The following is a 24,869-nucleotide window of genomic DNA, read 5'->3' as shown; positions in this document are numbered from 1 at the left end:
GAGATACCTTGCGACTGTGCGGGACAAGTGGGGGATGGCGGCCTTGGTGATGGTGCTCGGCACCGTCTGGGGTGTCGGCTTCCTGTGGGCCCGTGGAGACCTCGGGATGGGCAGGGAGCCGGAGGTCACGGCGACCAAGGCGTCGCCGCGGCCGCTGCCCACCCAGATCCCGGGCATCAGCGCCTCTCCGAGCCCGAGCGCCTCGGCGGATCCCTCCGCGAGCGCCCCTGCCCCCGCGGCGACCTACAGCGCGACCATCGCGCCGGCGCAGGAGCGCAAGCCTGTCGACGTCAACCCCGCGCCGCCGCGTCCTGCGCCCCTGCCGCTGCCACCGGTGGTGCAGTTCAAGATGGCGAGCTTCAACCTGCTCGGCGCCTCACACACCGCGCCCGGTGGCAAGGCCCCCCAGATGGCCTCCGGGCCGCAACGGATCAACGGGGCGATCCAGCTCCTGGCGACCCACGGCGTGAGCGTGGTCGGCTTCCAGGAGTTCCAGGGCAGCCAGCGCTCCGCCTTCGCCGCCCGCGCCCCGCAGTGGGCGATGTACCCCGGGAACGCCGCGGACGGGGGCGAGAACTCGGTCGCGTGGGACACCGCGGTCTGGGACCTGGTCAAGCCGGCCACGGTGCCGATCCCGTACTTCAACGGCCGCAACCGGCCGATGCCCTACGTGCTGCTCCGGCACAAGCAGACCGGCATCTCGGCGTACTTCTCGACCTTCCACAACCCGGCCTCGATCCCGCGCTTCGGCAACCAGCAGCGGTTCCGCAACGAGGCCACCCGCCGCGAGATCGCGCTGTTCAACAGCCTCGAGCAGACCGGCATCCCGCAGTTCGTCACCGGTGACATGAACGAGCGCGAGGAGTTCTTCTGCCAGGTCACCGGGGCGACGCCGCTGATCGCCGCGGCCGGAGGCAGCAACGACGGTGCGTGCCGGCCGCCGCGGCCGATCCAGATCGACTGGCTGATGGGCAGCCCCGGGGTGGTGTTCAGCGGCTACACGGTGGACCGCAGCCCGCTGGTCCGGCGTACGACGGACCACCCGGTGATCGTCAGCGAGGTGCTCATCGACGCGCTGAAGTTCAAGAACGCCTACACGCCGCCGGGATCCGCGCCCGTCGCTCCCTGAGCCGAAGCTCCGGTCAGCGCGCCCGGCGCCGCATCCGCTCGAGGTCGTGGATGACCACCGAGCGGGGCTCCAGGCGCAGCCAGCCGCGCGAGGCGAAGTCGGCCAGCGCCTTGTTCACGGTCTCGCGGGAGGCGCCCACCAGCTGGGCGAGCTCCTCCTGGGTGAGGTCGTGGTGCACGTGCACGCCGTCGTCGGCGGTTCGGCCGAACCGGTCCGCGAGGTCGAGCAGCGCCTTGGCGACACGGCCCGGGACGTCGGAGAAGACCAGGTCCGCGACGACCTCGTTGGTCTTGCGCAGCCGTCCGGCCAGCTGGGTCAGCAGGCCCAGCGAGACGCCGGGGCGACCCTCGAGCCACTTGAGCAGGTCGTCGTGGGAGAGCGAGAGGAACGAGGTCTCGGTGACCGCCGTGACGGTCGCGGAGCGGGGGCCGGGGTCGAAGAGCGAGAGCTCGCCGAACATCTGGCCGGGGCCGAGGATCGCCAGCAGGTTCTCGCGGCCGTCCGCGGAGGTCCGCCCGAGCTTCACCTTGCCCTCGGTGACGATGTAGAGCCGGTCGCCCGGGTCTCCCTCATGGAACAGCACCTCTCCGCGACGGAGCCTGTTCTCGCCCATCGAGGCGCGAAGCGCGGCTGCCGCTTCGTCGTCGAGAGCACTGAACAGCGGCGCCTGCCGGAGTACGTCGTTATCCACGTGATGTCCCTTCACTTCTCCGCACGAGTCAACACGTGCGCGTGTTTCACTTCACAGTCTGTCCCATCCACCCCTGCGGACGCCACGTGACCCACCCGGGAAGACACGGTGGAGCGGTCACAACCCGGTCCGGGACGCGCTCCCAGGAGCGCCGTACCCTGAACGGCGTGCCGGCGACGACAGTGAACCCCAGCCCGGATCCAGCGCTGGTCCGCAGGGCCCGCAAGGTCAACCGGGTGCTCGCCGAGACCTACCCGGACGCGCGCATCGAGCTCGACTTCGACGACCCGTTCCAGCTGCTCGTGGTCACGGTGCTCAGCGCCCAGACCACCGACCGCCGGGTGAACGCGGTGCGTCCCACCCTGTTCGCCGCCTACCCCGACCCGGAGGCGATGGCGGCGGCGCCGCGCGAGGACCTGGAGCGCATCGTCGGCCCGCTCGGGTTCTTCCGCGCCAAGACCGACGCGCTGCTCAAGCTCTCCGCCGCGCTCGTCTCCGACCACGGAGGACAGGTGCCGGCCAGCCTCGAGGAGCTGGTGAAGCTCCCCGGCGTGGGGCGCAAGACGGCCAACGTGGTGCTGGGCAACGGCTTCGGCGTCCCGGGCATCACCGTGGACACCCACTTCGGCCGGCTGGCCAGGCGCCTGGGGTGGACCGAGGAGACCGACGCCGTCAAGGTCGAGCACGCGGTCGGGGCGCTGTTCCCCAAGCGCGACTGGACCATGCTCAGCCACCACCTGATCTGGCACGGCCGCCGGGTGTGCCACGCCAAGAAGCCGGCCTGCGGCGCCTGCCCGGTGGCGCGCTGGTGCCCCTCCAACGGCCTCGGCCCCACCGACCCGGAGGTCGCCGCCGCCCTGGTGAAGACCCAGGGGCCCGCGTGAGCCTGCGCCTGGCAGGCGCGCTCGCCGCGCTCCTGCTCGTGCTCACGGGATGCTCCTCCACGCAGAAGCAGGCGAAGGAGCCCGACCGGCTGCCCGACGTCACCCTGGCCGCGCTCGGGAGCGGGCCGGCCCTGGACCTGTCCACGGTGCGGGGCCCGGCCGTGGTCAACCTGTGGGCCAGCTGGTGCGCCCCGTGCCGCCGGGAGCTGCCGATCTACCAGGAGTTCGCGGAGAAGTACGCCGGGAAGGTGAAGGTCATCGGGATCGACTTCCAGGACACCCAGACCCAGAAGGCGCGGAAGCTGATCCGTGACACGGGTGTCACCTACCCCCTCTACCGTGACCCCGACGGCCTGATGAAGGCCATCGGCCTGCCCCAGCTGATCCTGGTCGACGAGCAGGGCAACCGGGCCTATGAGAAGTACGTCGAGATCGTCTCGCTCGCGCAGCTCGAGAAGCTGGTCGACAAGCACCTGGAGGCCTCATGAGCACCACCGACGCCGGCTTCCCGGAGTGGCTCGAGCCGATCCGCGAGGGCGCCGCCTCGATCACCGCGGGCGACATCAGCAGGTTCGTCCCGCCGGAGGGTTCCCAGGCCCGCAAGGGCGCCGTGCTGATGCTCTTCGGCGAGGGACCCCAAGGTCCCGACCTGCTGCTCACCGAGCGCGCGCACGACATGCGCTCCCACCCCGCCCAGGTGTCCTTCCCCGGAGGGTCGATCGACCCCACCGACCCCACCCCCGTCGCGGCGGCGCTGCGCGAGGCCGAGGAGGAGACCGGGCTCGACCCCACGGGCGTGGAGGTCTTCGACACCCTGCCCGAGCTGTGGCTCCCGCCGAGCAACTTCGCGGTGACCACGGTCCTGGGCTGGTGGCGCGAGCCGTGCGAGGTCCGCGTGGTCGACCCGGCCGAGGTGCACTCCGTGCTCCGGGTGCCGATCGAGGAGCTCCTCGACCCCCAGCACCGGGTGACGGTCACCCACCCCCTCGGCTACAGCAGTCCCGGCTTCCTGATCGGCGACTCCAAGGACCTGATCCTGTGGGGTTTCACCGCGGGTCTGATCAACAAGCTGTTCGACCATGTGGGCCTCACTCGTCCGTGGGACGCGTCCGTGGAGCAGGAATTGCCCGACTACATGCTGGGCCTGAGTCAAGATTGACCCCGTCACCTGCCGGACCGCCCCATCAGACCGCCCGAAAGACCGCCCGACAGACCGCCCGAAAGACCGCTGAGAGGCACCCATGAACTTCCTCGACTGGTGCCTGGTCGTGCTCACGCTGGCCTATGCGCTCTCCGGTTACTGGCAGGGCTTCATCACCGGCGCGTTCGCCACCACGGGCCTGCTGCTCGGCGGCCTGGGCGGGATCTGGCTCGCCCCGATCCTGCTCGGTGACGCCGCGCCCTCCCTGTGGGTCTCGCTGGGGGCGCTGTTCGTCGTACTCGTGATGGCCTCGATGGGGCAGGCGATCCTGCAGTTCGTCGGTGCCCGCCTGCGCGACCGGGTGACCTGGCAACCGGCGCGGGCCGTGGACGCCGTCGGTGGCGCCGCGCTCAGCGTGGTGGCCGTGCTGCTCGTCGCGTGGACCCTGGGCGTGGCGATCAGCGGCTCCCGGATCCCGGGGATCAGCCCCCAGGTGCGCGAGTCGCGGGTCCTGGTCGGGGTCAACGACGTGATGCCGGCGCGGGCGCAGCAGGCGCTGCGCTCCTTCGACGACGTGGTCGGCTCCAGCTTCTTCCCGCGCTACCTCGAGCCGTTCGCTCCCGAGCGCATCGTCAGCGTCCCGCAGGCGCAGCGCCGGCTGCTGCGCGACCCGGACATCCGGGACGCCGCCAGGAGCGTGTTCAAGATCCGCAGCAACAACCGCTGCGGGAGCGGCGTGGAGGGGACCGGCTTCCTCTACGCGCCGAACAAGCTGATGACCAACGCGCACGTGGTCGCCGGGGTCACCGAGCCGCTGGTGCAGGTCGACGACCGCTCGGTGCGGGCGACGGTCGTCTACTACAACTCCGACATCGACGTCGCCGTGCTCGACGTCCCCCGCCTGGACGGACCCACGATCCGGTTCGACCTCGGGGGCGAGGAGCGCGAGCAGGGGGCTGTGCTCGGGTTCCCCCAGGACGGGCCCTTCGACGCCCAGCCGGCGCGGATCCGCAGCGACCAGCGGCTGCGCTCGCCCGACATCTACGGGAACGGGACCGTGACCCGGCACGTGTTCGCCCTGCGAGGGCTGATCCGCCCGGGCAACTCGGGCGGGCCGCTGGTCTCGACCGAGGGACGCGTGCTCGGCGTGATCTTCGCGGCCTCGGTCAGCGACCGGGACACCGGCTACGCCCTCACCGCCGACCAGGTCCGCCAGGCGGCGGCTCGGGGCCTGAACGCGACCGAGAGGGTCTCGAGCGGGAACTGCGCGTAGCGCCGCTCCCGGGGCCTCAGCCGCGCTTGAGCAGTGTCTTGTTCTGCTTGGCCTGCTCGATGGAGCGCTCGGGTGCCTTGACCTGCTTGAGCTTGCGGACGCCGATGAAGGCCAGCAGGCCGGCGATCAGCACGTAGGCGGCGAACACGATCAGGTAGCACCACGCCAGGTCGAGACCGGTCATGTGCAGGAAGTAGGCGATCGCCACGGAGAGCATGATGATCGCCAGGAGGCCGAGGAACGCGGCGCCTGCGAACAGGGCGATGCTCATCCCACCTGCCCGGACCGAGACCTTCAGCTCTGACTTGGCCAGGGCGATCTCGCTCTGGATCAGGCTGGAGACGTCCCGGCTGGCGTCGATGACGAGCTTGCCGATCGTGGGCTCCTCCGTGATCACGGAATCGCTTTGGGACATGGCAGGTGACTTCCCTTCGAGGAATTCTTGAGTCGGCTCGCACACTATCGCCCGATCCGCCGGTGACCACCCCGTCGGCTGTCCGTTTGGCCAGCCGCTGGGTGATCTGGAAGACTTCCCGGGGTTGGAGGGGAGCATTCCCTCGCGGCAACTCGGTGGCCATCTCGGTCCGACCCTGCGCCGCGAGACCCCGGCCCGGGGTCGTCGGTCGCCTGAAGGTGGCGAAGGCCTCCGGACCCCCAACACGATCAGGGCGTCTGCGCGTGCAGTCCCCGAGTCCGGAGGAAGAGTCGTGGACGTATCCCCCCTGGTGTGGTGGCTGACCATCGGCGTCACCAGCGCCGTCCTGCTGTTCGACATCGTCGTGATCGGCCGGCGCCCGCACGAGCCGTCCCGCAAGGAGGTCAGCGTCGCGCTCACCTTCTTCATCGGGCTGGCCGTCATCTTCGGCATCGGGGTCTGGGTGTTCTCCGGCCATCAGTACGGCACCGAGTTCTTCGCCGGCTGGCTGACCGAGTACTCCCTCTCGGTGGACAACCTGTTCATCTTCTTGATCATCATGAACAAGTTCGGCGTACCCAAGCAGCTGCAGCAGAGCGCGCTGCTCGTCGGGATCGTGCTGGCGCTGATCATGCGCGGCATCTTCATCGCCGTCGGCGCGGCCGCGATCAACAACTTCAGCTGGGTCTTCTACATCTTCGGCCTCTTCCTGCTCTACACCGCGGTCAAGCTCGCCAAGGAGGGCGCGGAGGACGAGGACGAGGAGGACGAGTTCGAGGAGAACCGGCTGATCAAGCTGATCGAGCGCCGGTTCCCGGCCACCACCGAGTGGCACGGCACCAAGCTGCTCACGGTGGAGAACGGCAAGAAGGTGATCACGCCGATGTTCATCGTGATCGTCGCGCTCGGCACCACCGACCTGCTGTTCGCGCTCGACTCGATCCCGGCCATCTACGGGCTCACCAGCGAGCCCTACCTGGTGCTCACCGCGAACATCTTCGCGCTGATGGGGCTGCGGCAGCTCTACTTCCTGATCGGCGGCCTGCTGGAGCGGCTGGTCTACCTCTCCTACGGGCTCGCGTTCCTGCTCGGGTTCATCGGCGTCAAGCTGATCCTGCACGCGATGCACGAGAACGAGCTGGCGTTCATCAACGGCGGCGAGCACATCAAGTGGGCCCCGGAGATCCCGATCTGGCTCTCGCTGACGGTCATCGTGGGCACCCTGGTCGTCACCACGATCCTGAGCCTGTGGAAGTCCCGCAGCATGAACGACAAGTCGCGCGACGAGGTCACCGGCCCACGACGTGACTGGGACAACGGCTGAGGCAGGCTCCAGGGGGAATCCGCCACCTCCGGGAGGCGTTGACCATGACAACCAGTCCTGAGCAACGAAGGGTGGTCACATGAAGATCCTCATGCTTGTGGGCAGCCTGCGTGCCGAGTCCCTGACCGGCCGGCTGACCGAGGCGATCGCACGGCTCGTCCCGGCGGGCGCGAGCGCCGAGGTGTACGCCGACCTCGGTGGTCTCCCGCACTACGACCAGGACCTCGACACCGACGACGCCCCCGAGGCGGTCGTCGCGTTCCGGGCGGCCGTCGCGGACGCTGACGCACTGCTGGTCGCGACCCCGGAGTACAACGGCTCCCTGCCCGGCGTACTGAAGAACGCCGTCGACTGGGCCTCCCGGCCCCGGGGGTCCGCGGTGATCGCCGGCAAGCCCGTCGCCGTGGTCTCGGTGAGCCCGTCGCCGCGCGGCGCCCAGTGGGCCCGCGAGGACGCGACCAGGATCCTGCGCGTCGCCGGCGCCCTGCCCGTCGAGGACGCGGTCGGCATCCCCACGGCCCACGCCGCAGTCGTGGACGGCTTCTTCACCGACTTCCGAGTGGAGGCCAAGGTGAGGAACCTGCTGGCGTCCCTGGGCCAGGACAGCACCCAGAGCGACCCCCACGCAGCCTGAGACCCCACCCCCGCCCCGCCCCAACGCCGAGACGTCCCATCTGAAACCCGAAAACCCGCCGAGACGTCCCATCTGAGATTTCAGATGCGACGTCTCGGCGGGCTCGGGCGGCGGCTGGCTGCCCTACTCCTTGGAGTCTGAGTCCATTCCCTTGCCGATCAGGTCCATCACCGTGGAGTCGGCGAGGGTGGTGACGTCACCGACCTCGCGGTGCTCGGCGACGTCCTTGAGCAGGCGGCGCATGATCTTGCCCGAACGGGTCTTCGGGAGCTCGGGCACGACCATCACCTGACGCGGCTTGGCGATCGCGCCGATCTCCTTCTGGACGTGCTGGCGCAGCTCCTGGATCAGCGATTCGGGGGCCTCCTCGCCCTCCTCGAGCGCGGACTCCTTGAGGATCACGAACGCGCACACCGCCTGGCCGGTGGTCTCGTCGGCAGCACCGACCACAGCAGCCTCGGCCACCTTGGGGTGCGAGACGAGTGCGGACTCGATCTCGGTCGTGGAGAGCCGGTGGCCGGAGACGTTCATGACGTCGTCGACGCGGCCGAGCAGCCAGATGTCGCCGTCGTCGTCCTTCTTGGCGCCATCGCCGGCGAAGTAGAAGCCCTGCTTCTCGAAGCGCGACCAGTAGGTGTCCTTGAACCGCTCGTCGTCGCCCCAGATGGTGCGCAGCATCGAGGGCCAGGGCTCCCGGATGACCAGGAAGCCGCCGGAGCCGTTCGGTACCGACTCACCCTCGTCGGTGACCACGTCGGTGACGATGCCGGGGATCGACTTCATCGCCGAGCCCGGCTTGGAGGAGGTGACCCCGGGGAGCGGGCTGATCATGATCGAGCCGGTCTCGGTCTGCCACCAGGTGTCGACGATCGGGGTCTCGCCCCGGCCGATGGTCTCGCGGTACCAGACGTAGGCCTCCGGGTTGATCGACTCGCCCACCGAGCCGAGCAGCCGCAGCTTGGACAGGTCGTGCTTGGTGGGGATGTCGTCGCCCCACTTCATGAACGTCCGGATCGCGGTCGGCGCGGTGTAGAAGATCGTGACGCCGTACTTCTCGCAGATCTCCCACCAGCGGCCCTTGTCCGGGGTGTCGGGGGTGCCCTCGTACATCACCGAGGTGGCCTGGTTGGCGAGCGGGCCGTAGACGCCGTACGAGTGGCCGGTCACCCAGCCGACGTCGGCGGTGCACCAGTAGACGTCGTCCTCCTTGAGGTCGAAGATCCCCCAGTGCGTGTAGGCGCAGCCGACCAGGTAGCCGCCGGTGGTGTGCAGGATGCCCTTGGGCTTGCCGGTGGTGCCGGAGGTGTACATCACGTAGAGCGGGTGCTCGGAGTCGAAGAACTCGCACTCGTGCTCGGTGGACTGGGAGTCGACCAGCTCGTGCCACCACACGTCGCGGTCGTCGTTCCACTCCACGTCCTCGCCCGTACGACGGACCACCAGCACCTTGCGGACCTCGTGGTCCTTGTCCGCGGCCTTCTCGCAGGCCTCGTCCACCGCCGGCTTCAGGGCCGAGGGCGCACCGCGCCGGTAGCCGCCGTCGGAGGTGATCACGACCTGGGCGTCGCAGTCCGCGAGCCGGCTGGCCAGGGCGTCGGAGGAGAACCCGCCGAAGACCACCGTGTGCGGGGCGCCGATCCGGGCGCACGCGAGCATCGCGATCGCGGTCTCCGGGATCATCGGCATGTAGATCGCGACCCGGTCACCGGTCTGCACGCCGAGCTCGATGAGCGCGTTCGCGGCCTTGCAGACCTCGTCCTTGAGGTCGGCGTAGGTCAGGTCGCGGGTGTCGTCCTCGGGCTCGCCGACCCAGTGGAACGCGACCTTGTCGCCGGCGCCGTTCTCGACGTGGCGGTCGACGCAGTTGTAGGCCGCGTTGATCTTGCCGCCGACGAACCACTTCGCGAACGGGGGGTTGTCCCAGTCGAGCACCTGGTCCCACTTGGTGTCCCAGTCGAGTCGCTCGGCCTGCTTCTCCCAGAAGGCCAGCCGGTCCTTCTCCGCCTCGTCGTAGGCGTCGGCCGTGAGGTTTGCCTGCTCCGCGAACTCGGCCGGCGGGTCGAACCGGCGCTCCTCGTTCGCCAGGTTGGCCAGGGTCCCGTTGGACTCGTCGCTCATCGGTGTCGCTCCTCGTGTCCTGTGGTTGGTGTCACGTTCGGTGTCTCGAAACCTACTCTCCGGGCAGCGTCCGGACGACCCCGTGGGACCGCCCGGACGCTTGCACGCGAGCGCCCGGGTCAGTGGCTGACCGCAGCCTCCGATCCCGCACCCGTGAGGGCGCGCACCTCGAGCTCGGTGTAGCGCTCCTCGGACTCGGGCTCCTTGGAGGTGACCGAGCCGATGTAGCCGAGCAGGAAGCCGAGCGGGATCGAGACGATGCCCGGGTTCTCCAGCGGGAACCAGGAGATGTCGATGCTGGTCGGCAGGATCGACAGGTTCTTCCCGGAGGGGTCCAGGCCCTTGCCGGACATGATCGGGCTGAAGATCACCAGTCCGACCGATGAGATGAGGCCGCCGTAGATGCTCCACACCGCCCCGCGGGTGTTGAACCGGCGCCAGAACATGTTGTAGACGATCGCCGGCAGGTTCGCCGAGGCGGCGACCGCGAAGGCCAGCGCCACCAGGAAGGCGATGTTGAGCTTCTGGGCCGGGATCGCCAGCAGGATCGCCACCAGGCCGATCACACCGGCAGCGATGCGGGCGACCTTGAGCTCCTCGCGCTCGGTGGCCTTCCCCTTGCGCCACACGCTGTTGTAGAGGTCGTGGGCCACGCTGGCGCTCGAGGTGAGCGTCAGGCCCGCGACCACCGCGAGGATGGTGGCGAAGGCGACCGCCGCGATCAGCGCCAGCAGGATCGCGCCACCGGTGGAGCCGGCACCGCCACCGACCGTCTCGGCGAGCAGCGGTGAGGCCAGGTTGCCGCCGGAGGCCGCGGTGCGCTCCATGTCGCCCTTGTTCAGCAGCGCCGCGGCACCGAAGCCGAGGACCAGCGTGAACAGGTAGAAGACGCCGATCAGCCCGATCGCCCAGAGCACGGACTTGCGGGCGTCTCGCGACGTCGGGACCGTGTAGAAGCGGATCAGGATGTGCGGCAGGCCGGCCGTGCCGAGCACCAGCGCGATGCCGAGGCTGAGGAAGTCGATCTTGCTGGTCGTGGTCGCGCCGTACTTCAGGCCGGGCTCCAGGAACGACGACCCCTTGCCGCTGTTGCTGGCGGCGGTGCCGAGGAGGTCGGAGAGGTTGAAGTTGAACTCGATCAGCACGAGTACGACGATCAGCGCGGACCCGGCCATCAGCAGGACCGCCTTGACGATCTGCACCCAGGTGGTGCCCTTCATCCCGCCGACGGTCACGTAGAAGACCATCAGGATGCCGACCGCGAAGATGGTCAGGTTGATCGCCGTCTGGCTGTCGACGCCGAGCAGCAGCGAGACCAGCGTGCCCGCACCGACCATCTGGGCGAGCAGGTAGAAGATCGAGACGACCACCGTCGAGGTCGCGGCGGCCTGACGCACCGGCCGCTGCTTCATCCGGTAGGCGAGCTGGTCGGCCATCGTGTAGCGACCGGAGTTGCGGAGCACCTCGGCGACGAGGAGCAGCGCGACCAGCCACGCGACCAGGAACCCGATCGAGTAGAGGAAACCGTCGTAGCCGGACAGGGCGATCGCTCCGGAGATGCCGAGGAACGAGGCCGCCGACATGTAGTCGCCGCCGATCGCGAGGCCGTTCTGGAAGCCGCTGAAGCTGCGGCCGCCCGCGTAGTAGTCGGCGGCGCCGCTGGTCTGCCGGCTGGCCCAGAAGGTGATGCCGATGGTCAGTGCGACCACGGCGAGGAACAGGCTGCTGGTGAGCAGCTGGTGGTCTGCGGCCATCACGACGAGCTGGCCGTTGACGTGGGTGCTCATGCGTCCTCACCTCGGTTGTTGCGGTTCTGCTCGTAGTCCTCGTTGAGCTGGCGGGCCAGCGGGTCGAGGTTCTTGGTGGAGTAGTTGCTGTAGATCCACGCGAGGATGAAGGTCGTCGCGAACTGGAGCAGGCCGAAGACCAGGGCGACGTTGATGTTGCCGACGAGCTTGTGGGCCATGAAGTCGGTGGCCCAGTTCGACATCACCACGTAGAGCAGGTACCAGACCAGGAAGGCGATGGTCGCCGGGAACGCGAACCCGCGGTACCGGCGGCGCAGCTCGGCGAACTCGGCCGTCTCGGCCAGGCGGTCGTAGACCGGATCGTGTCGTGAGGCTTGATAGGAGACGTTCCCGGGACGGCGTTCCGTGCTCGGTTCGGACATGGCGTGGCACCCTTCGAAGGAGTCGCTGTGATGCACGTCACCGTGGCAGCCGCGCCGACCGGGCGCCACAGCCGCGCGGCAGCCGCTCGGCAGGCGGGCGCCGCGCATCGCCCAGCGGTCGATGGAGTACGACGAACGGTCACCCAGCTGGCCGGGCTCATGCTCAGCCGCGGTCGAGCTGGACCGTCTCCGGGGTGTGCAGGCGGACCATGAACCGCTTGGTGTGCGCGGGGACGCGGTGCCGGGTGAGCCGCGAGACCACCACCATCGTGGCGAACGACAACGGCACCGCCCAGGCGGCCGGCTGGTCCACCAGCGCGGCGAACCAGCCGCCGGAGCGGTCCGTGAGCAGGTTGTCCACGACGGCGCCCCCGGTGAGCGCACCACCCACCAGCAGGCCTGCCAGCGCGCCGGCGTCGGTGAGGCCGCGCCACCAGATGCCGAGCACCAGCAGCGGGCAGAACGTGGCCGCGGCCATCGCGAACGCCAGCCCGACCACGGTGGCCACCGCCACGTCGCGGGCGAGGAGCGCCAGCAGGAACGGCACCACCACCGCCACCACGGCGCTGAGCCGGAACGCGGTGACTCCCTCGACGCGCTTGCTCATCACGTCCTGGGTGATCACCCCGGCGACCGCGATGGTCAGGCCCGAGCTGGTGGCCAGGAAGGCGGCGAACGCACCGGCGGTGAGGAGCGCCGTGAGCAGCTCGCCGCCGAGGTCGCCGATCATCCGCGAGGGCAGCTCGAGCACGACCGAGTCCGCCTGCCCGCTGCCGACGAGGTCGGGAGCGTAGAGACGGCCGAGGGCGGCGTACACCGGCGGGAGGACGTAGAACAGCCCCAGCAGCGCGAGCACCGCCACGGTCGTCTGCCGGGCCGCACGCCCGTCGGGGTTGGTGTAGAAGCGCACCACCACGTGCGGCAGCCCCATCGTGCCGAGGAAGGTCGCGATCATCAGGGAGTACGTCGAGTACAGCGGGTGGTCTCCCGCGAACGCGATCGGGTCCGCCCACGACTCCCCGGACAGGCCCCCCACGAACAGGGCCGGGTCGGCCGGGGAGCGGCCGCCGTCACCGAGCCAGACGATGACCAGGAACACCAGCGGGACCAGGAGCGCGACCAGCTTGAGCCAGTACTGGAAGGCCTGGACGAAGGTGATCGAGCGCATCCCGCCCGAGAGCACGTTGAGGAGTACGACGACCGCGACCACCAGGCCGCCTGCCCAGGCAGGGAGGCCGGTCGCCGTCCGCAGGGCCACTCCGGCGCCCTGCAGCTGCGGCATCACGTAGAGCCAGCCGATCGCCACCACCATCACCGAGGCGAGCGTGCGGACCGTGCGCGAGTCGAGCCGGGCCTCGGCGAAGTCGGGCAGCGTGTAGGCGCCCGAGCGGCGCAGCGGGGCGGCCACCAGCACGAGCAGGACGAGGTAGCCGGCGGTCCAGCCGACCGGGTACCAGAGCATCTCCGCGCCGAAGGTGAGCACCAGCCCGGCGATCCCGAGGAAGGACGCCGCGGAGAGGTACTCCCCGCTGATCGCGGACGCGTTGAGCCCGGGGCGCACCGAGCGCGAGGCGACGAAGAAGTCCGACGTGGTCCGGCTGAACTTCAGCCCCCACGTGCCGATCGCCAGCGTGGCGATGGTGACGAGCACGACCGCGACGAAGCCGAAGGCGAGGTTCACGGCCCGCCGCCGACGGGCCTCATGACCGCTCGACCACCCGGGCGAAGGCCCGCTCGTTGCGGTCGGCCCGACGCTGGTAGCGCCATCCCAGCGCGACCAGCACCGGATAGCAGCCGAACGCGAGGACTCCCCACGAGACCGGCATCCCGAGCACCTGCCGGGTGGTCAGGGCCGGGACGAGGGTGAACACCAGTGGGAGCAGGCCGATGGTGAGCGCGAGCAGCGCCAGGGTCCCGAGCGCGAGCCGGAGCTGGGCCCGCAGCAGGGTGCTGACGTAGATGTCGCCGACCTCGCTCTGCGCGTCGATCTCGGAGGTGGCGCTGGGACGGGGATGCAGCCGCGGTCGCTCGGTCCAGGGGCTGGTGACGCGGACGCGCTGCGGGGGTGGCTGGTGTGTTTCCTGCGCGGGTCCCTGGGACGGGGTCTGGCTCATCAGGTCGCCCCGGGCCGCGCGGCCCGGACCAGGAGGTCCCTCAGCTCGCGGGTGTGGCGACGGCTGACCTGCAGCTCGCGGCCGTCGACCAGCACCGAGCACCGGCCGGCGTCGACGCGCACCTCCTCCACGAACCCGGTCGCGATCAGCAGCGAGCGGTGGATCCGCACGAAGCCGGCGTCGGCCCAGTCAGCCTCGAGCTGGCTCAGCGGCACCCGGACGAGGTGGGTCCCCTCGGCCGTGTGCAGCCGGGCGTAGTCGCCCTCGGCCTCGACGTAGCGGATCTGCGAGAGCGGCACGAACCGAGTCACCCCGCCGAGCTCGACGGCCACCTGCGCCTCGGCCTGCTCCGCCGGCGCGACGGCGATGATCCGGCGTACGGCCTCGGCAAGGCGCTCCGAGCGCACCGGCTTGAGCACGTAGTCCACGGCGTTGAGGTCGAACGCGTCCACGGCGTGCTGCTCGTGGGCGGTCACGAAGACGGTGGCCGGGGGCGTCCGGAAGCGCGACAGCACCTGCGCGAGCTCGATGCCGGTGAGTCCCGGCATCTGCACGTCGAGGAACACGGCGTCGACCTCGAGCTGCTGGAGCAGCCGCAGCGCCTCGGTCGAGGAGTCGGTGGTGTGCACCTCCGCGATGCGCTCGTCGCGCTCGAGCAGGTAGCGCAGCTCGTCGAGGGCGGGCCGCTCGTCGTCGATGACCAGCACCCGCAGGGCCGCCGGGAGGGCGCTCACGGTGCGACCCCGGGGGCGAACTTCGGCACGCGTACGACGACCTTGGTGCCGGCGCCGCGTGCTGTCTCCACCACCAGACCGTATTCGTCACCGAAGGTGGTGCGCAGCCGCTCGTCCACGTTGGCGAGCCCGACCGACTCGCCTCCGGACTCCCCGGCGAGCACCGCCCGGATCCGTTCGGGGTCCTGGCCGGCGCCGTCGTCCTCGATCGAGATGAGGCACTCGCGGTCGGAGTCGCGGGCCACGATGGAGATGTGGCCTCCCCGCGCAAGGGGGCCGAGGCCGTGCTGCACCGCGTTCTCCACGAGCGGCTGCAGGCACAGGAACGGGATGTTCACGCCGAGCACCTCCGGCGCCACCTGCAGGGTGACTCGCAACCGGTCGCCGAAGCGGGCCTGCTCGAGCAGCAGGTAGCGCTCCACCGAGCGCAGCTCCTCGGCCAGGGTGGTGAAGTCGCCGTGCTGGCGGAACGAGTACCGGGTGAAATCGGCGAACTCCAGCAGCAGGTCGCGCGCCCGGTCGGGGTCGGTGCGCACGAACGAGGCGATCGCGCCGAGGGAGTTGTAGATGAAGTGCGGGCTGATCTGCGCCCGCAGCGCCCGCACCTCGGCGCGCACCAACCGGTGCCGTGACTCGTCGAGCTCGGCGAGCTCGAGCTGCCCCGAGACCCAGGCCGCGACCTCCTCGGTGGCGCGCAGCAGGCTCGCGGAGGCCTCGTCGGTGAGTGCGACCAGCGCGCCGGCGACCCGGTCGTCGACGACCAGCGGGCTCGCGATGGCGTGCTGGACCAGGCACCCCTCAGTCGAGCAGTCGAGGTCCGAGCGACCGGCCACGACGGTGCTCGCGGCCTCCACGGCGCGCCGGGCCAGCTCGCCCGCCTGGTCGGTGTGGTGGGTGGAGAGGCCGTCGTACCCCAGCAGGGTGTGGGTGTCGGCGATCGCCACGGCCGGGGTGCCGAGGAGGTTGCGCAGGTGCCGCAGGCTGCGCTCGACCGACTCGGCGTTCAGCCCCTGGCGCAGGGCGGGGGAGGCCAGCGAGGCCGTGTGCAGCGTCCGGAAGGTGGCGAGGTCGGCGTCGCTGCCGAGCTGCCGGGCGTACCACCGGCTCCGGAGAGCCTCGAAGGCCACGGCTAGCTCACCGGAAGTCGATCAGCTGGGTGCCCGGGTCCTCCGGGGGCTTGCGCTGCCTGGCGACCGGCAGGCCGGGCGCCTCCTCCTCGAGACCGGGCGGCGGCACCTCGCGGCGCCGGGGCGGTGGTGGCTCGGGCGGCAGCTCCTGGTGGCGTACGACGGCCCGGTAGCACCTGGTCACCCAGGGCAGCTGCATCCCGTCGTGACCGCGGCCGTACTCGGCGTACAGGGAGTCGACCTTCGCCAGCACCCGGGCGCGCTCGGACTCGCTCATCGTCGCGACGTGGGCGACCGAGCGGGTCAGGTCCGCCAGGCTGGCGGCGGTGTGCGGCTGCCAGAACCGGAACTGGCTCTTCTCCACGAACCCGAAGTAGGGGGTCTCCATCAGCGGCATCGCGGCCTCGTCGCCGGTGCCCATGTCCGGTGAGATCAGGCCCTTGAGCCGGCGTACCCACGGGATGCTCACGTCGTAGGTGTTGTAGGCCAGCGCGAGCACGCCTCCGGGGCGCAGCACCCGGGCGATCTCGGCCAGGGCGAGGTCGTGGTCGAACCAGTGGAAGGACTGACCGCACACCACGAGGTCGACCGAGCGCGAACGCAGCGGGATGTGCTCCGCGGCGGCCAGCACGTGCGGGGCCGGGACCCGCCTGGCGAGGAGCGCGAGCATCTCGGGCAGCGGGTCCATCGCGAGGACGGCGTGGCCGGCGGCGTGCAGCGGCTCGGTGAGCTTGCCGGTCCCGGCACCGAGGTCGACCACGGTGGACCTCGCCGGCCCGGTCATCCAGGTGACCGCTTCCTCCGGGTACGACGGGCGGGCACGGTCGTAGGCATCGGCCACCGCCCCGAAGGACCGTGCAGGTGGCTGGTTCTGCTTGCTCCCGGGCTCGCTCATCGCGCTCGAAGTTACCCGATATCCTTCCCGCCGTGCCCCACCCGCCCACCGGGTCCCGCCGGGACCCCGAGCCCGACCCCCTTGCCTGGCTCACCGAGCTCGAGGGAGTGCCCTCCGCGTTCGCGGCGACGCGTGACGGGATCGACGTCATGCTCCGCGACCGCGGGCTGCGGCGGACCAGGCCGGAGCAGACCGGGGAGTCCCTGCTGCGCGGCGCCCACGCCAGTGCGGTGCTGGCCGGCTCGACGTCCTCGCCGGAGGAGGTGCGCACCGGCTCGGGTGACCCGGTCGCGCAGGCCGCGGTACGGGTGAGCACCGAGCTGCTCTCCCTCGCGCCGGTGCTGAACCGGTCGCCGGCGCAGGCCTTCGCCCGGCTGCACGCGCTCACCGGCGGCGCCTCGCCCGGCCAGCCGGTCTCGCCCGGCAAGGCCGACCGGCTGCAGTCGCTGGCCCGGACCCTGCTGGCCACCACCGCACCCGCCCTGCTGGTCGCCTCGCTGGTCCACGCTGAGCTGGTGGCGGCCGAGGCCTTCGCCGACCACAACGGGATCGTCGCGCGTGCGGCCGAGCGGCTGCTGCTGGTGTCCCGAGGCGTCGACCCGGCCTCGCTCGTCGTACCCGAGGCGGGGCATCTCGCGCTGCGGGCGGAGTACGAGTCGAACCTGCGCGGCTACCGCGACGGCGGGCGCAACGGGGTGCACTCCTGGCTGCTCTACGCGGCGCTGGCCCAGGCCAAGGGCGCCGAGGCGAGCCCGCTGCGCACCGACTGAGCCGGTGGCGAAGGACCCCACATGGATGAGCGGCACCGGGAATCTCCAGATAGCTCTGGAGATTCTCGATGCCGCTCTACACACGGAGGGTGGCTACCATGCGTGCACTGTCTAACTGTGGCCGCCGGAGGATCCGGGGGACCACGCCCTGAAAAAGGGTAGATCGCCGCGTGGGTACCGCCACCGTGTGCGTTCTTGGGTTTTCCTGCCTCCATTTGTACGCCGGGTGCCCGGGCAGCACAAGGGTGGTGGAGCCCAGTTCCGGGGATCCTCAGGCCGCGGTGCGGCGGCGCCTGGCGATCAGCCAGTACGCGGTGCCGAGCGCGGCCACCCCGCCCACCGTCAGTGCCGCCAGGGTCGGTGCGGCGGAGGGAAGGTGCATCCGGCTGCGCAGCGCGACGGGCTTGTCGAAGACCAGGATCGGCCAGCCGCGCTCGCGCGCGACCCGGCGCAGGTCCTTGTCCGGGTTGACCGCGTAGGGGTGCCCGACGGCCTCGAGCATGTGCACGTCGGTGATCGAGTCGCTGTAGGCGTAGCACCGGTCGAGGTCGTAGCCGCGCTCGTCCGCGAGCTCGCGGATCGCCTTGGCCTTGTTCTCGGCGTAGGCGTAGTAGCGGATGTCGCCGGTGTACTTGCCCTCGGCCACCTCCATCCGGGTGGCGATCACCTTGTCGGCGCCGAGCATCTCGCCGATCGGCTCGACGACCTCGGAGCCGCTGGTCGAGACGATGATCACGTCGCGCCCGGCGAGGTGATGGGTCTCGATCAGGCTGACGGCCTCGTCGTACACGAGCGGGTCGACGATGTTGTGCAAGGTGTCGGCGACGATCTCCTTGACCGTCTCCACGTCCCAGCCGGCGCACAGCTGCGACATGAACTGCCGCATCTTCTCCATCTGGTCGTGGTCGGCGCCACCGACGAGATAGACGAACTGGGCGTACGCCGAGCGCAGCACCGCACCGCGGGAGATCAGGCCACCCTCCTGGAAGACGCGGCTGAACGCCAGCGTGCTCGACCGGGCGATGATCGTCTTGTCGAGGTCGAAGAATGCTGCCGTCGGGTGGACCACCGGGCTCATGTCTTGAGTGTAGGCAGATCGGGTGATTCGCCCACGGCCTATGGCGATTTCGGCGCCGCGGGCTCGCGCTGCCCCGGCGTGGGCTGGGCCTCGCCGTGGCGCGCCAGGCTGACCGCGCCGGCCACGGCCAGGACGAACCCGGCCAACGCGACGCCCCCCCAGCCCGGGCGGGGCTGGTCGCCGAGCAGGAGCAGGCCCACCAGTGCGGGGACCACGGTCTCGCCGATGACCAGGGGTGCGGTGGCCTCGGTGACGCTGCCGCGCTGGAGTGCGATCGAGTAGGTGAGCATCGCGACCCCCCCGGCCACCACCAGCGCGTACGTCGCCGGACTCTGCAGCAGCGGGCCGACCTCGTCGAGGAGGTGCCGGGGTGCCAGGTCGCCCGGCAGCATCCGGGACGCGACCGCGGTGGCCCCGAAGGCCAGACCGGCGACGGTGCCCAGTGCCCGCGCACCCGCTGGCCCACGCAGTCGCGCGAGCGGGATCGCCGCAAGGGCCAGCACCACGGTCGTCAGCAGCACGCCCCACTGCTCGGCGTCGCTGGCCTCCACGGTGCGGTCCTCGGTGGCCGAGGCGGCCACCAGCACCAGTCCGCCGACCACGACCGTGATCCCGATCCGGTCCGCCAGCGTCAGCGGTGTCCGGAGGACCACGGCGCCCAGGACGGCCGTGATCGCCAGGAAGCTGGCGACGATCGCCTGCACCACGAAGATCGGCAGGCTCCGGACCGCGACGAGGCTGAGCAGGAACCCGGCCCCGTCGATGCCGACGCCGGCGACGTACGTCCAGGACCGGAGCAGGCGGACCAGCAGCCGGGGATCGAGCCCTTGTACGGCGGCGGTGCGCCGCGCGGCGAGCGCCTCGAGGATCGAGCTCACGCCGTAGCAGAGCGCGGCCCCGGCGGCCGCGAGCAGCCCGAGAAGCATCACTCCACGCTACCCAGCGCTGCCACGCCGCGCCGGTGGGTGCCGCGCTGGCTCCGGGCCTGAGCCGTCGGGAGGCAGCCGGGGGACAGGCACACTGGAGGGCATGGCTCCTGTGGAGCGCGGTCGCTCGGCGGACCGGACACGCTCGTGGAGCAACGTGCTCGACGGCTGGCTCTTCGCGCTCTCGGGCGTGACCGCCATCTGGTTCGCCTACGTCCTGCTGCGCGACGGGATCCGCGACGGTCTCCCGACGCTGGTGCTGTTCCTGTTCTGGATCTTCTTCACCTACCTGGCGCTGCCGCGCCTGCACCGGATCCTCACCTCGATCTACCTGCCCGGCTACTTCGTCGGCCGCACCCGCACCCGCGACGGGTTGCTCGGCGACCCGGTGAACCTCGGGTGGCTGGGGGAGGAGGAGCAGGTGCACGGCGCGATGCTCCGGGCGGGGTGGACGCTGGCGGACCCGCTGGGGGTGCGGACCGCAGTCGGCATCGTCCGCGGCGTACTGGTCCACCGCAGCTATGCGGCCGCTCCGGTGAGTGCGCTGCAGCTATTCGGTCGCACGCAGGACTTCGCCTACGAGCAGGAGGTCGCGGGCACACCCTGGCAGCGGCACCACATCCGGTTCTGGCGGTGTCCTGACGGATGGCTGCTCCCCGGTGGCTTCCGGGCCGACTGGCTGGCCGCGGCCACTTTCGACCGTGGCGTTGGGCTGTCCCTGTTCACCCTGCAGTTCACCCATCGCATCGAGGAGGACACCGACGTCGAACGCGACTTCGTCGTCGACTCGGTGTGCGCCTCGGTGCCCGGGGCGGAGGTCAGCGTGATCGAGAACTTCTCTTCCGGGTACCACCACCGCAACGGCGGTGGGGACCGGATCCGCACCGACGGCGACCTTCCCATCCTCGACCTGGGACCCGTGCGGGCCCGGACCGCTCGGGCGGCCCGGGCCGCCCCCGAGCACGCTGGTCGGACGTCCGCGGTCCCGGAGCTCGTCCTCGTCGGCTCCGGCCTCGCGCTCGCCCGCGCGGCGACGTACGGCGTGGGTGCGGCCGTGTACGCGATCCGGGAGTCCGTCACCCCGACCGTGGTGGTGTTCATCGTCCTTGCTGTGTGCGAGAGCGGTCTGGCGTTCGCCGTCCTGGCCGGGCGGAACTGGGCCCGGTTCCTGCTCGTCGCCGGCTGCTCGGTGACCGCGGTGGCCTCGATGACGGTCTCCTGGACGGGCCGCCAGGAGCCGCTCGGAATGGCGCAGCTGCTCACCGCGGGCGGCAGCATCCTGGTGCTGCTGGCAATGTCCAGCCCGGAGACCCGGGACTACACCCTGGGCAGGGCCACCGGGAGGGCGACGGAGAAGGCGACCCCCAGGGCCGGGTCGGGCGCTCGCGGGGCGCCGGGGGAGCGACCGTGAGGACCCGGCGCCGCGCCCTGGTGCCGGCCGTCCTCGGGCTCGGTGCCGGGCTCCTCTACGCCAACTTCGTCCTCGACCTGGTACGCCGCGGCCCGGCGAGCCTGACGCACTCGGTCAGCGAGCTGGCAGCTCCGGACGAGCCGCAGGCATGGGTGTACCGGGTGGGCGAGGTCGGCAGCGCGGCGATGACCCTCGCGCTGCTGCCGATGGCGCGCGCCGCGCTCCCGCCGGGGCCGGCACGTGAGGTGGCCACCGGCGCCACCGCCGTGTTCGCCGGTGCCACCGTGGTGGCAGGCGTCGTCCCCACGCCCTGCGGTCCGGGTCTGGCGCACGCGCTCGGCGTGCTCGACCTGCGGCCCCGCAACGACGTGCACGACGGGGCCAGCGTCGTCGGCGACGCTGCGATCTACCTCGGCGTGGCGGCGTCCTGGGTGGCAACCCGGGACCGCGGGCCCCGCTGGATCCGCCGGGCCGCGGTGACGGTGCTGCTGCTCGGGGCCGGCAGCAGCGCGGTGCACGGCTACGCGCGCCCCCACGTGGCCCGCCGCTGGGCGGGCGGCATCAGCCAGCGCGTCGACATCCTCACGATCAGCGCCTGGCTGGGCTGCCTCGGCGTGCTCGGGGCCCGGGCCCGAGCGAGCACCGTCCGGGACCGGGGACCAGCCGGATGAGTGAACCGGTCGCAGAGCACGGAGTGCGCCGCCACCTGCCGACCGACGACCGGTGGCCGGACCGGTTCGCGGCCGGCCTGTTCGCCTTCGCCGCGCTGGTGGCAGTGGCCTCGGTGGTGCCGTCCTGGCGCCGGTACTTCGAGAGGTCCACCGATCCGGTGTCCCTGCTGACCATCCCGGTCGTGCCCAGCCTGGTCTACGCCGCGCTCCTCCTGGTCACCGGCGTCGCGGTGCGCAGGCGGCTGCTCGCGGCGTGGTGGGTCGTCGTGGTCTGGTGGCTGGGCGTCCCCGAGGTCGGCAGGCTGGTCTGGATCTACCGCGGGGAGCACGTGGCGCTGTCCGCCGTCGGGCTGGTGCTGGTGGGGGCCGTGATCGCCCTCGCTGTCCGGGTGCGCCACCAGTTCGCCGCCCGTGGCGCTCCTGGGAGCCTGTGGACGGCACTCGCCGTGTTCGTGGGCGGGGGGCTGGCGACCCTGGCGGGCGGGGCGGCGCTGGTCCGCGCCCACGGCAGCTCGAGGAGCTACCTCGACTCCATCGTCTACGTGCTGGACCAGATCCTGGTCGACGTCGGTCAGATCGGGTCCGGGCCCGGCGCCCGGCCCGGCGCCGACGCACCGTGGTGGGTGCGGCTGGTCATCGGCGTGCTCGGTGCCGTGGTCGTCCTCGGCGCAGCGACGATCCTGTTCCGGCCCCGGCGCGACACCCGCACCCTCGGCATCGCCGACGAGGCCCGCGTGCGCGGGCTGCTGCGCGACTTCGGCGAGCACGACTCCCTCGGCTACTTCGCCACCCGGCGCGACAAGGCGGTGGTCTGGGACACCGGCTCCCCCGAGTCGGCGCGGGCGGGGGTGTCGTACCGCACTGTCGGCTCGATCAGCCTGGCCAGCGGCAACCCGGTCGGCGATCCGGCGTACTGGCCGGAGGCGATCGCGCGCTGGCGTGACCAGGCCCGTGCCAACGGCTGGTCGCTGGCGGTGATGGGTCCCGGGCACGAGGGCGCCCAGGCGTACGCCGACGCCGGGCTGTCCATGCTCGACATCGGCGACGAGGCGATCGTCGACCTGACCACCTTCTCGCTCAACGGTCCCGGGATGAAGTCGGTGCGCCAGTCGGTGTCCCGGCTCCGCCGCCGGGGCTACACGACCCGGGTGCAGCGCCACGCGAGCCTCACCGAGTCCGACTTCGCCGCGCTGGACGCCGCGGCCGGCTCCTGGCGGGGGGACGGGGGCGACGAGCGCGGGTTCTCGATGGCGCTGGGCAGGCTCGCGGACCCGCTCGACGAGGCGTGCGTCCTGGTCGCGGCGTACGACGAGGACAGTGCCCTGCGCGGCTTCCTCAGCTTCGTGCCGTGGGGCCGCAAGGGGTTGTCGCTCGACTTGATGCGACGGGACTCCTCCGCGGAGAACGGCCTTGTGGAGCTGATGATCGCGAGCCTCGCCGAGGAGTCCTCGACGTTCGGGATCGGGCCGGTCTCGCTCAACTTCGCGATGTTCCGCGAGGCGTTCCAGCGTGGCGCCGAGCTCGGCGCCGGCCCCGTCGCCCGGCTCTGGCGGCAGGGACTGCTGCTGGCCAGCCGCAACTGGCAGCTGGAGTCGCTCTACCGCTCCAACGCCAAGTACCTCCCCGAGTGGCAGCCGCGCTACCTGGCCTACGAGTTCACCTCCGACCTGCCGAGGGTCGGGATGGCGGCAGGGAGCGCCGAGGGGTTCCTCACCGCACCCTCGATCGCGATGCTGCGCCGGCACGCGCACGCCGAGGAGGGGCTGGCGGGAGAAGGCCCGGGGCTCTCAGCCGGGGCCGAGCACGCCGCCGCCGTGCTCGCCCTGGTCCCGCCGGCTCGCGACGTCGTCGCGGAGTCCGTCTCGCCCGACCACCTGCCCGAGCAGATCCGGGTCCGGCGCGCGAAGCTCGACCGGCTCCGGGCCGAGGGGATCGACCCCTACCCGGTGACGGCACCACGCACGCACACGCTGGCGGAGATCCGCTGCCTGGTGGCCCCCGACCTCGCTGCCGACACCGAGACCGGGATCACCGTCTCCGTGGTCGGCCGGGTCCTGCTCAAGCGCGACATGGGGCACCTCGGCTTCGCCACCCTGCGCGACGGCAGCGGTGACCTCCAGGTGATGGTGGACGCCCAGCACCTTCCGGCAGACCAGCTGGCGTTCTGGGAGCACTCCATCGACCTCGGCGACCAGGTCGGCGTCACCGGCGAGGTGGTCACCACCCGTCATGGCGAGCTCTCCGTGCGTGCCGACTCGGTGCTGCTCACCAGCAAGGCGCTGCGTCCGCTGCCGGACAAGCACGAGGGGCTCACCGACCCCGACGCGCGGGTGCGGATGCGCTACGTCGACCTGATCGTGCGGCCCGACGCGCGCACCGCGGCGTACCGGCGCGCCGCCGTGGTCCGCAGCATCCGGGACTCCCTCCAGGCCCGTGGCTTCACCGAGGTCGAGACCCCGATCCTGCAGACCGTCCACGGCGGCGCGAACGCCCGGCCCTTCGAGACCCACATCAACGCCTACGACCTCGACCTCTACCTGCGGATCGCCACCGAGCTGCACCTCAAGCGGCTGCTGGTCGGCGGGATGGAGAAGGTCTTCGAGGTCGGCCGCCAGTTCCGCAACGAGGGCGCCGACTTCAAGCACAACCCGGAGTTCACCTCCCTGGAGGTCTACGAGACCTACGGCGACTACGGCACCATGCGGGTGCTGACCCAGGAGCTGATCCAGGAGGCGGCGACCGCGGTGTACGGCGAGCCGGTGGCCCGCCGGCCGGACGCCGGCGGCAAGCTCGTCGAGCACGACCTGTCGGGGCAGTGGCCGGTGAAGAGCGTGTGCGAGGCGGTCTCCGAGGCCCTGGGCGAGGAGGTCACCACCGAGACCCCGCGCAGCGTCCTGCTCGGGCACGCCGTGCGGATCGGCCTCGAGCTCGACCTCGACCCGTCCTGGGGGTTCGTGCTCGAGGAGATCTACGGGGAGCTGTGCGAGTCCAGGACCACCACACCCGTCTTCTACACCGACTTCCCCAAGGAGAACGCGCCGCTGACCCGGCCGCACCGACGCGACCCGCGGCTCACCGAGAAGTGGGACCTGGTCATCTTCGGCGCCGAGCAGGGCACGGCGTACTCCGAGCTGATCGACCCCGTCGACCAGCGGGAGCGGCTGGTCGCCCAGTCGCTGCTGGCGGCCGCCGGGGACGCCGAGGCGATGCAGGTCGACGAGGACTTCCTGCGCGCCCTGGAGTACGGGATGCCCCCGACGGGCGGCATGGGGCTGGGCATCGACCGGCTGGTGATGAACCTGACGGGTCTGAGCATCCGCGACACCATCCTGTTCCCGCTGGTCCGGCCGCAGCGCTGAGGCCA

At 71.1% G+C, this 24,869-nt stretch carries 23 protein-coding genes; 11 read left to right on the top strand and 12 right to left on the bottom strand.

Features of this window, described 5'->3' with window-relative positions; translation table 11 throughout:
• Positions 1–16: 16 nt before the first annotated feature.
• A complete protein-coding gene (locus AC4BGB_RS21475; protein WP_490549088.1) occupies positions 17–1,129 on the top strand; it encodes an endonuclease/exonuclease/phosphatase family protein in 1,113 nt (370 codons plus the stop codon).
• A gap of 13 nt (positions 1,130–1,142) precedes the next feature.
• Here the strand turns inward: AC4BGB_RS21475 and AC4BGB_RS21470 are convergent, their stop codons facing one another.
• On the bottom strand, positions 1,143–1,820 hold the full coding sequence (locus AC4BGB_RS21470; RefSeq protein WP_490549087.1) for a Crp/Fnr family transcriptional regulator: 678 nt from the start codon (positions 1,818–1,820) through the stop codon (positions 1,143–1,145).
• Positions 1,821–1,978: 158 nt separating this feature from the next.
• On the opposite strand from AC4BGB_RS21470, the gene nth reads away from it, so the two are divergent.
• The 4 genes from nth to AC4BGB_RS21450 all read left to right on the top strand — a co-directional run bounded on the left by nth (position 1,979) and on the right by AC4BGB_RS21450 (position 5,118).
• Complete coding sequence (gene nth / locus AC4BGB_RS21465) at positions 1,979–2,704, top strand: endonuclease III (protein WP_490549102.1); 726 nt, start codon at positions 1,979–1,981, stop codon at positions 2,702–2,704.
• Positions 2,701–3,192: a TlpA family protein disulfide reductase gene (locus AC4BGB_RS21460; RefSeq protein WP_490549086.1), complete on the top strand. Its 492-nt coding sequence runs from the start codon at positions 2,701–2,703 to the stop codon at positions 3,190–3,192. The genes nth and AC4BGB_RS21460 overlap by 4 nt, the downstream gene beginning before the upstream one ends.
• On the top strand, positions 3,189–3,863 hold the full coding sequence (locus tag AC4BGB_RS21455; RefSeq protein WP_490549085.1) for an NUDIX hydrolase: 675 nt from the start codon (positions 3,189–3,191) through the stop codon (positions 3,861–3,863). The genes AC4BGB_RS21460 and AC4BGB_RS21455 overlap by 4 nt, the downstream gene beginning before the upstream one ends.
• A gap of 82 nt (positions 3,864–3,945) precedes the next feature.
• Positions 3,946–5,118 carry a MarP family serine protease gene (locus AC4BGB_RS21450; RefSeq protein ID WP_490549084.1) on the top strand — a complete coding sequence of 391 codons (1,173 nt, stop codon included), beginning with the start codon at positions 3,946–3,948 and terminating at the stop codon, positions 5,116–5,118.
• Positions 5,119–5,134: 16 nt separating this feature from the next.
• On the opposite strand, the gene AC4BGB_RS21445 is transcribed toward AC4BGB_RS21450, so the two are convergent.
• Positions 5,135–5,533 (bottom strand): phage holin family protein, encoded by a 399-nt coding sequence (locus AC4BGB_RS21445; RefSeq protein WP_490549083.1) that lies wholly within the window; start codon positions 5,531–5,533, stop codon positions 5,135–5,137.
• A gap of 292 nt (positions 5,534–5,825) precedes the next feature.
• Between AC4BGB_RS21445 and AC4BGB_RS21440 the strand changes: the two genes are divergently transcribed.
• Together AC4BGB_RS21440 and AC4BGB_RS21435 are read left to right on the top strand one after the other, a co-directional pair.
• Positions 5,826–6,857: a TerC family protein gene (locus AC4BGB_RS21440; RefSeq protein ID WP_490549082.1), complete on the top strand. Its 1,032-nt coding sequence runs from the start codon at positions 5,826–5,828 to the stop codon at positions 6,855–6,857.
• Between the two features lie 79 nt (positions 6,858–6,936).
• Positions 6,937–7,491 (top strand): NADPH-dependent FMN reductase, encoded by a 555-nt coding sequence (locus AC4BGB_RS21435; protein WP_490549081.1) that lies wholly within the window; start codon positions 6,937–6,939, stop codon positions 7,489–7,491.
• Between the two features lie 123 nt (positions 7,492–7,614).
• Here the strand turns inward: AC4BGB_RS21435 and acs are convergent, their stop codons facing one another.
• The 8 genes from acs to AC4BGB_RS21395 all read right to left on the bottom strand — a co-directional run bounded on the left by acs (position 7,615) and on the right by AC4BGB_RS21395 (position 16,649).
• A complete protein-coding gene (acs, locus tag AC4BGB_RS21430) occupies positions 7,615–9,609 on the bottom strand; it encodes an acetate--CoA ligase (protein WP_490549080.1) in 1,995 nt (664 codons plus the stop codon).
• Positions 9,610–9,728: 119 nt separating this feature from the next.
• Positions 9,729–11,396, bottom strand: coding sequence for a solute symporter family protein (locus tag AC4BGB_RS21425; RefSeq protein WP_490549079.1), 1,668 nt, complete (start codon positions 11,394–11,396; stop codon positions 9,729–9,731).
• On the bottom strand, positions 11,393–11,779 hold the full coding sequence (locus AC4BGB_RS21420; protein ID WP_490549078.1) for a DUF485 domain-containing protein: 387 nt from the start codon (positions 11,777–11,779) through the stop codon (positions 11,393–11,395). The genes AC4BGB_RS21425 and AC4BGB_RS21420 overlap by 4 nt, the downstream gene beginning before the upstream one ends.
• 163 nt (positions 11,780–11,942) lie before the next feature.
• A complete protein-coding gene (locus AC4BGB_RS21415) occupies positions 11,943–13,460 on the bottom strand; it encodes a sodium/solute symporter (RefSeq protein WP_490549077.1) in 1,518 nt (505 codons plus the stop codon).
• A gap of 19 nt (positions 13,461–13,479) precedes the next feature.
• Positions 13,480–13,893, bottom strand: coding sequence for a hypothetical protein (locus tag AC4BGB_RS21410; RefSeq protein WP_490549076.1), 414 nt, complete (start codon positions 13,891–13,893; stop codon positions 13,480–13,482).
• Positions 13,893–14,627 carry a LytR/AlgR family response regulator transcription factor gene (locus tag AC4BGB_RS21405; protein ID WP_490549075.1) on the bottom strand — a complete coding sequence of 245 codons (735 nt, stop codon included), beginning with the start codon at positions 14,625–14,627 and terminating at the stop codon, positions 13,893–13,895. Before AC4BGB_RS21405 ends, AC4BGB_RS21410 begins: the two co-directional genes overlap by 1 nt.
• Complete coding sequence (locus AC4BGB_RS21400; protein WP_490549074.1) at positions 14,624–15,754, bottom strand: sensor histidine kinase; 1,131 nt, start codon at positions 15,752–15,754, stop codon at positions 14,624–14,626. Before AC4BGB_RS21400 ends, AC4BGB_RS21405 begins: the two co-directional genes overlap by 4 nt.
• 7 nt (positions 15,755–15,761) lie before the next feature.
• Positions 15,762–16,649, bottom strand: a complete 888-nt coding sequence (locus AC4BGB_RS21395; protein ID WP_490549073.1) for a class I SAM-dependent methyltransferase — start codon at positions 16,647–16,649, stop codon at positions 15,762–15,764.
• A 32-nt stretch (positions 16,650–16,681) separates the two neighbouring features.
• Here AC4BGB_RS21395 and AC4BGB_RS21390 point away from each other — a divergent pair, with 32 nt between their 5' ends.
• Complete coding sequence (locus AC4BGB_RS21390; protein WP_490549071.1) at positions 16,682–17,419, top strand: Fic family protein; 738 nt, start codon at positions 16,682–16,684, stop codon at positions 17,417–17,419.
• A 271-nt stretch (positions 17,420–17,690) separates the two neighbouring features.
• Here the strand turns inward: AC4BGB_RS21390 and AC4BGB_RS21385 are convergent, their stop codons facing one another.
• Both AC4BGB_RS21385 and AC4BGB_RS21380 read right to left on the bottom strand, forming a co-directional pair.
• Positions 17,691–18,497, bottom strand: a complete 807-nt coding sequence (locus tag AC4BGB_RS21385) for an HAD family hydrolase (RefSeq protein WP_490549070.1) — start codon at positions 18,495–18,497, stop codon at positions 17,691–17,693.
• A 38-nt stretch (positions 18,498–18,535) separates the two neighbouring features.
• A complete protein-coding gene (locus AC4BGB_RS21380) occupies positions 18,536–19,423 on the bottom strand; it encodes a hypothetical protein (protein ID WP_490549069.1) in 888 nt (295 codons plus the stop codon).
• A 103-nt stretch (positions 19,424–19,526) separates the two neighbouring features.
• On the opposite strand from AC4BGB_RS21380, the gene AC4BGB_RS21375 reads away from it, so the two are divergent.
• From AC4BGB_RS21375 to lysX, 3 genes are read left to right on the top strand one after another with little or no spacing between them, the layout of a single operon-like run.
• A complete protein-coding gene (locus AC4BGB_RS21375; protein ID WP_490549067.1) occupies positions 19,527–20,834 on the top strand; it encodes an LssY C-terminal domain-containing protein in 1,308 nt (435 codons plus the stop codon).
• Positions 20,831–21,505: a DUF998 domain-containing protein gene (locus AC4BGB_RS21370; protein WP_490549066.1), complete on the top strand. Its 675-nt coding sequence runs from the start codon at positions 20,831–20,833 to the stop codon at positions 21,503–21,505. The genes AC4BGB_RS21375 and AC4BGB_RS21370 overlap by 4 nt, the downstream gene beginning before the upstream one ends.
• Entirely contained in the window at positions 21,502–24,864 is a 3,363-nt protein-coding gene (gene lysX, locus AC4BGB_RS21365) for a bifunctional lysylphosphatidylglycerol synthetase/lysine--tRNA ligase LysX (protein WP_490549064.1), read from the top strand. Before AC4BGB_RS21370 ends, lysX begins: the two co-directional genes overlap by 4 nt.
• Positions 24,865–24,869: the final 5 nt, after the last annotated feature.

It is taken from the genome of Nocardioides sp. Z30_9, from assembly GCF_058215735.1.
The sequence above is the reverse complement of the archived record's forward strand: the minus strand, read 5'-3'. Positions and strand labels throughout refer to the sequence as shown.

What these genes read in the sequence shown, in the direction of transcription:
- AC4BGB_RS21455 (WP_490549085.1), top strand. Translation starts at nt 3,189, where the DNA reads ATGAGCACCACCGACGCCGGCTTCCCGGAGTGGCTCGAGCCGATCCGC.
- AC4BGB_RS21450 (WP_490549084.1), top strand. Translation starts at nt 3,946, where the DNA reads ATGAACTTCCTCGACTGGTGCCTGGTCGTGCTCACGCTGGCCTATGCG.
- AC4BGB_RS21445 (WP_490549083.1), bottom strand. Translation starts at nt 5,533, where the DNA reads ATGTCCCAAAGCGATTCCGTGATCACGGAGGAGCCCACGATCGGCAAG.
- AC4BGB_RS21435 (WP_490549081.1), top strand. Translation starts at nt 6,937, where the DNA reads ATGAAGATCCTCATGCTTGTGGGCAGCCTGCGTGCCGAGTCCCTGACC.
- acs (WP_490549080.1), bottom strand. Translation starts at nt 9,609, where the DNA reads ATGAGCGACGAGTCCAACGGGACCCTGGCCAACCTGGCGAACGAGGAG.
- AC4BGB_RS21425 (WP_490549079.1), bottom strand. Translation starts at nt 11,396, where the DNA reads ATGAGCACCCACGTCAACGGCCAGCTCGTCGTGATGGCCGCAGACCAC.
- AC4BGB_RS21420 (WP_490549078.1), bottom strand. Translation starts at nt 11,779, where the DNA reads ATGTCCGAACCGAGCACGGAACGCCGTCCCGGGAACGTCTCCTATCAA.
- AC4BGB_RS21410 (WP_490549076.1), bottom strand. Translation starts at nt 13,893, where the DNA reads ATGAGCCAGACCCCGTCCCAGGGACCCGCGCAGGAAACACACCAGCCA.
- AC4BGB_RS21395 (WP_490549073.1), bottom strand. Translation starts at nt 16,649, where the DNA reads ATGAGCGAGCCCGGGAGCAAGCAGAACCAGCCACCTGCACGGTCCTTC.
- AC4BGB_RS21385 (WP_490549070.1), bottom strand. Translation starts at nt 18,497, where the DNA reads ATGAGCCCGGTGGTCCACCCGACGGCAGCATTCTTCGACCTCGACAAG.
- AC4BGB_RS21380 (WP_490549069.1), bottom strand. Translation starts at nt 19,423, where the DNA reads ATGCTTCTCGGGCTGCTCGCGGCCGCCGGGGCCGCGCTCTGCTACGGC.
- AC4BGB_RS21375 (WP_490549067.1), top strand. Translation starts at nt 19,527, where the DNA reads ATGGCTCCTGTGGAGCGCGGTCGCTCGGCGGACCGGACACGCTCGTGG.
- lysX (WP_490549064.1), top strand. Translation starts at nt 21,502, where the DNA reads ATGAGTGAACCGGTCGCAGAGCACGGAGTGCGCCGCCACCTGCCGACC.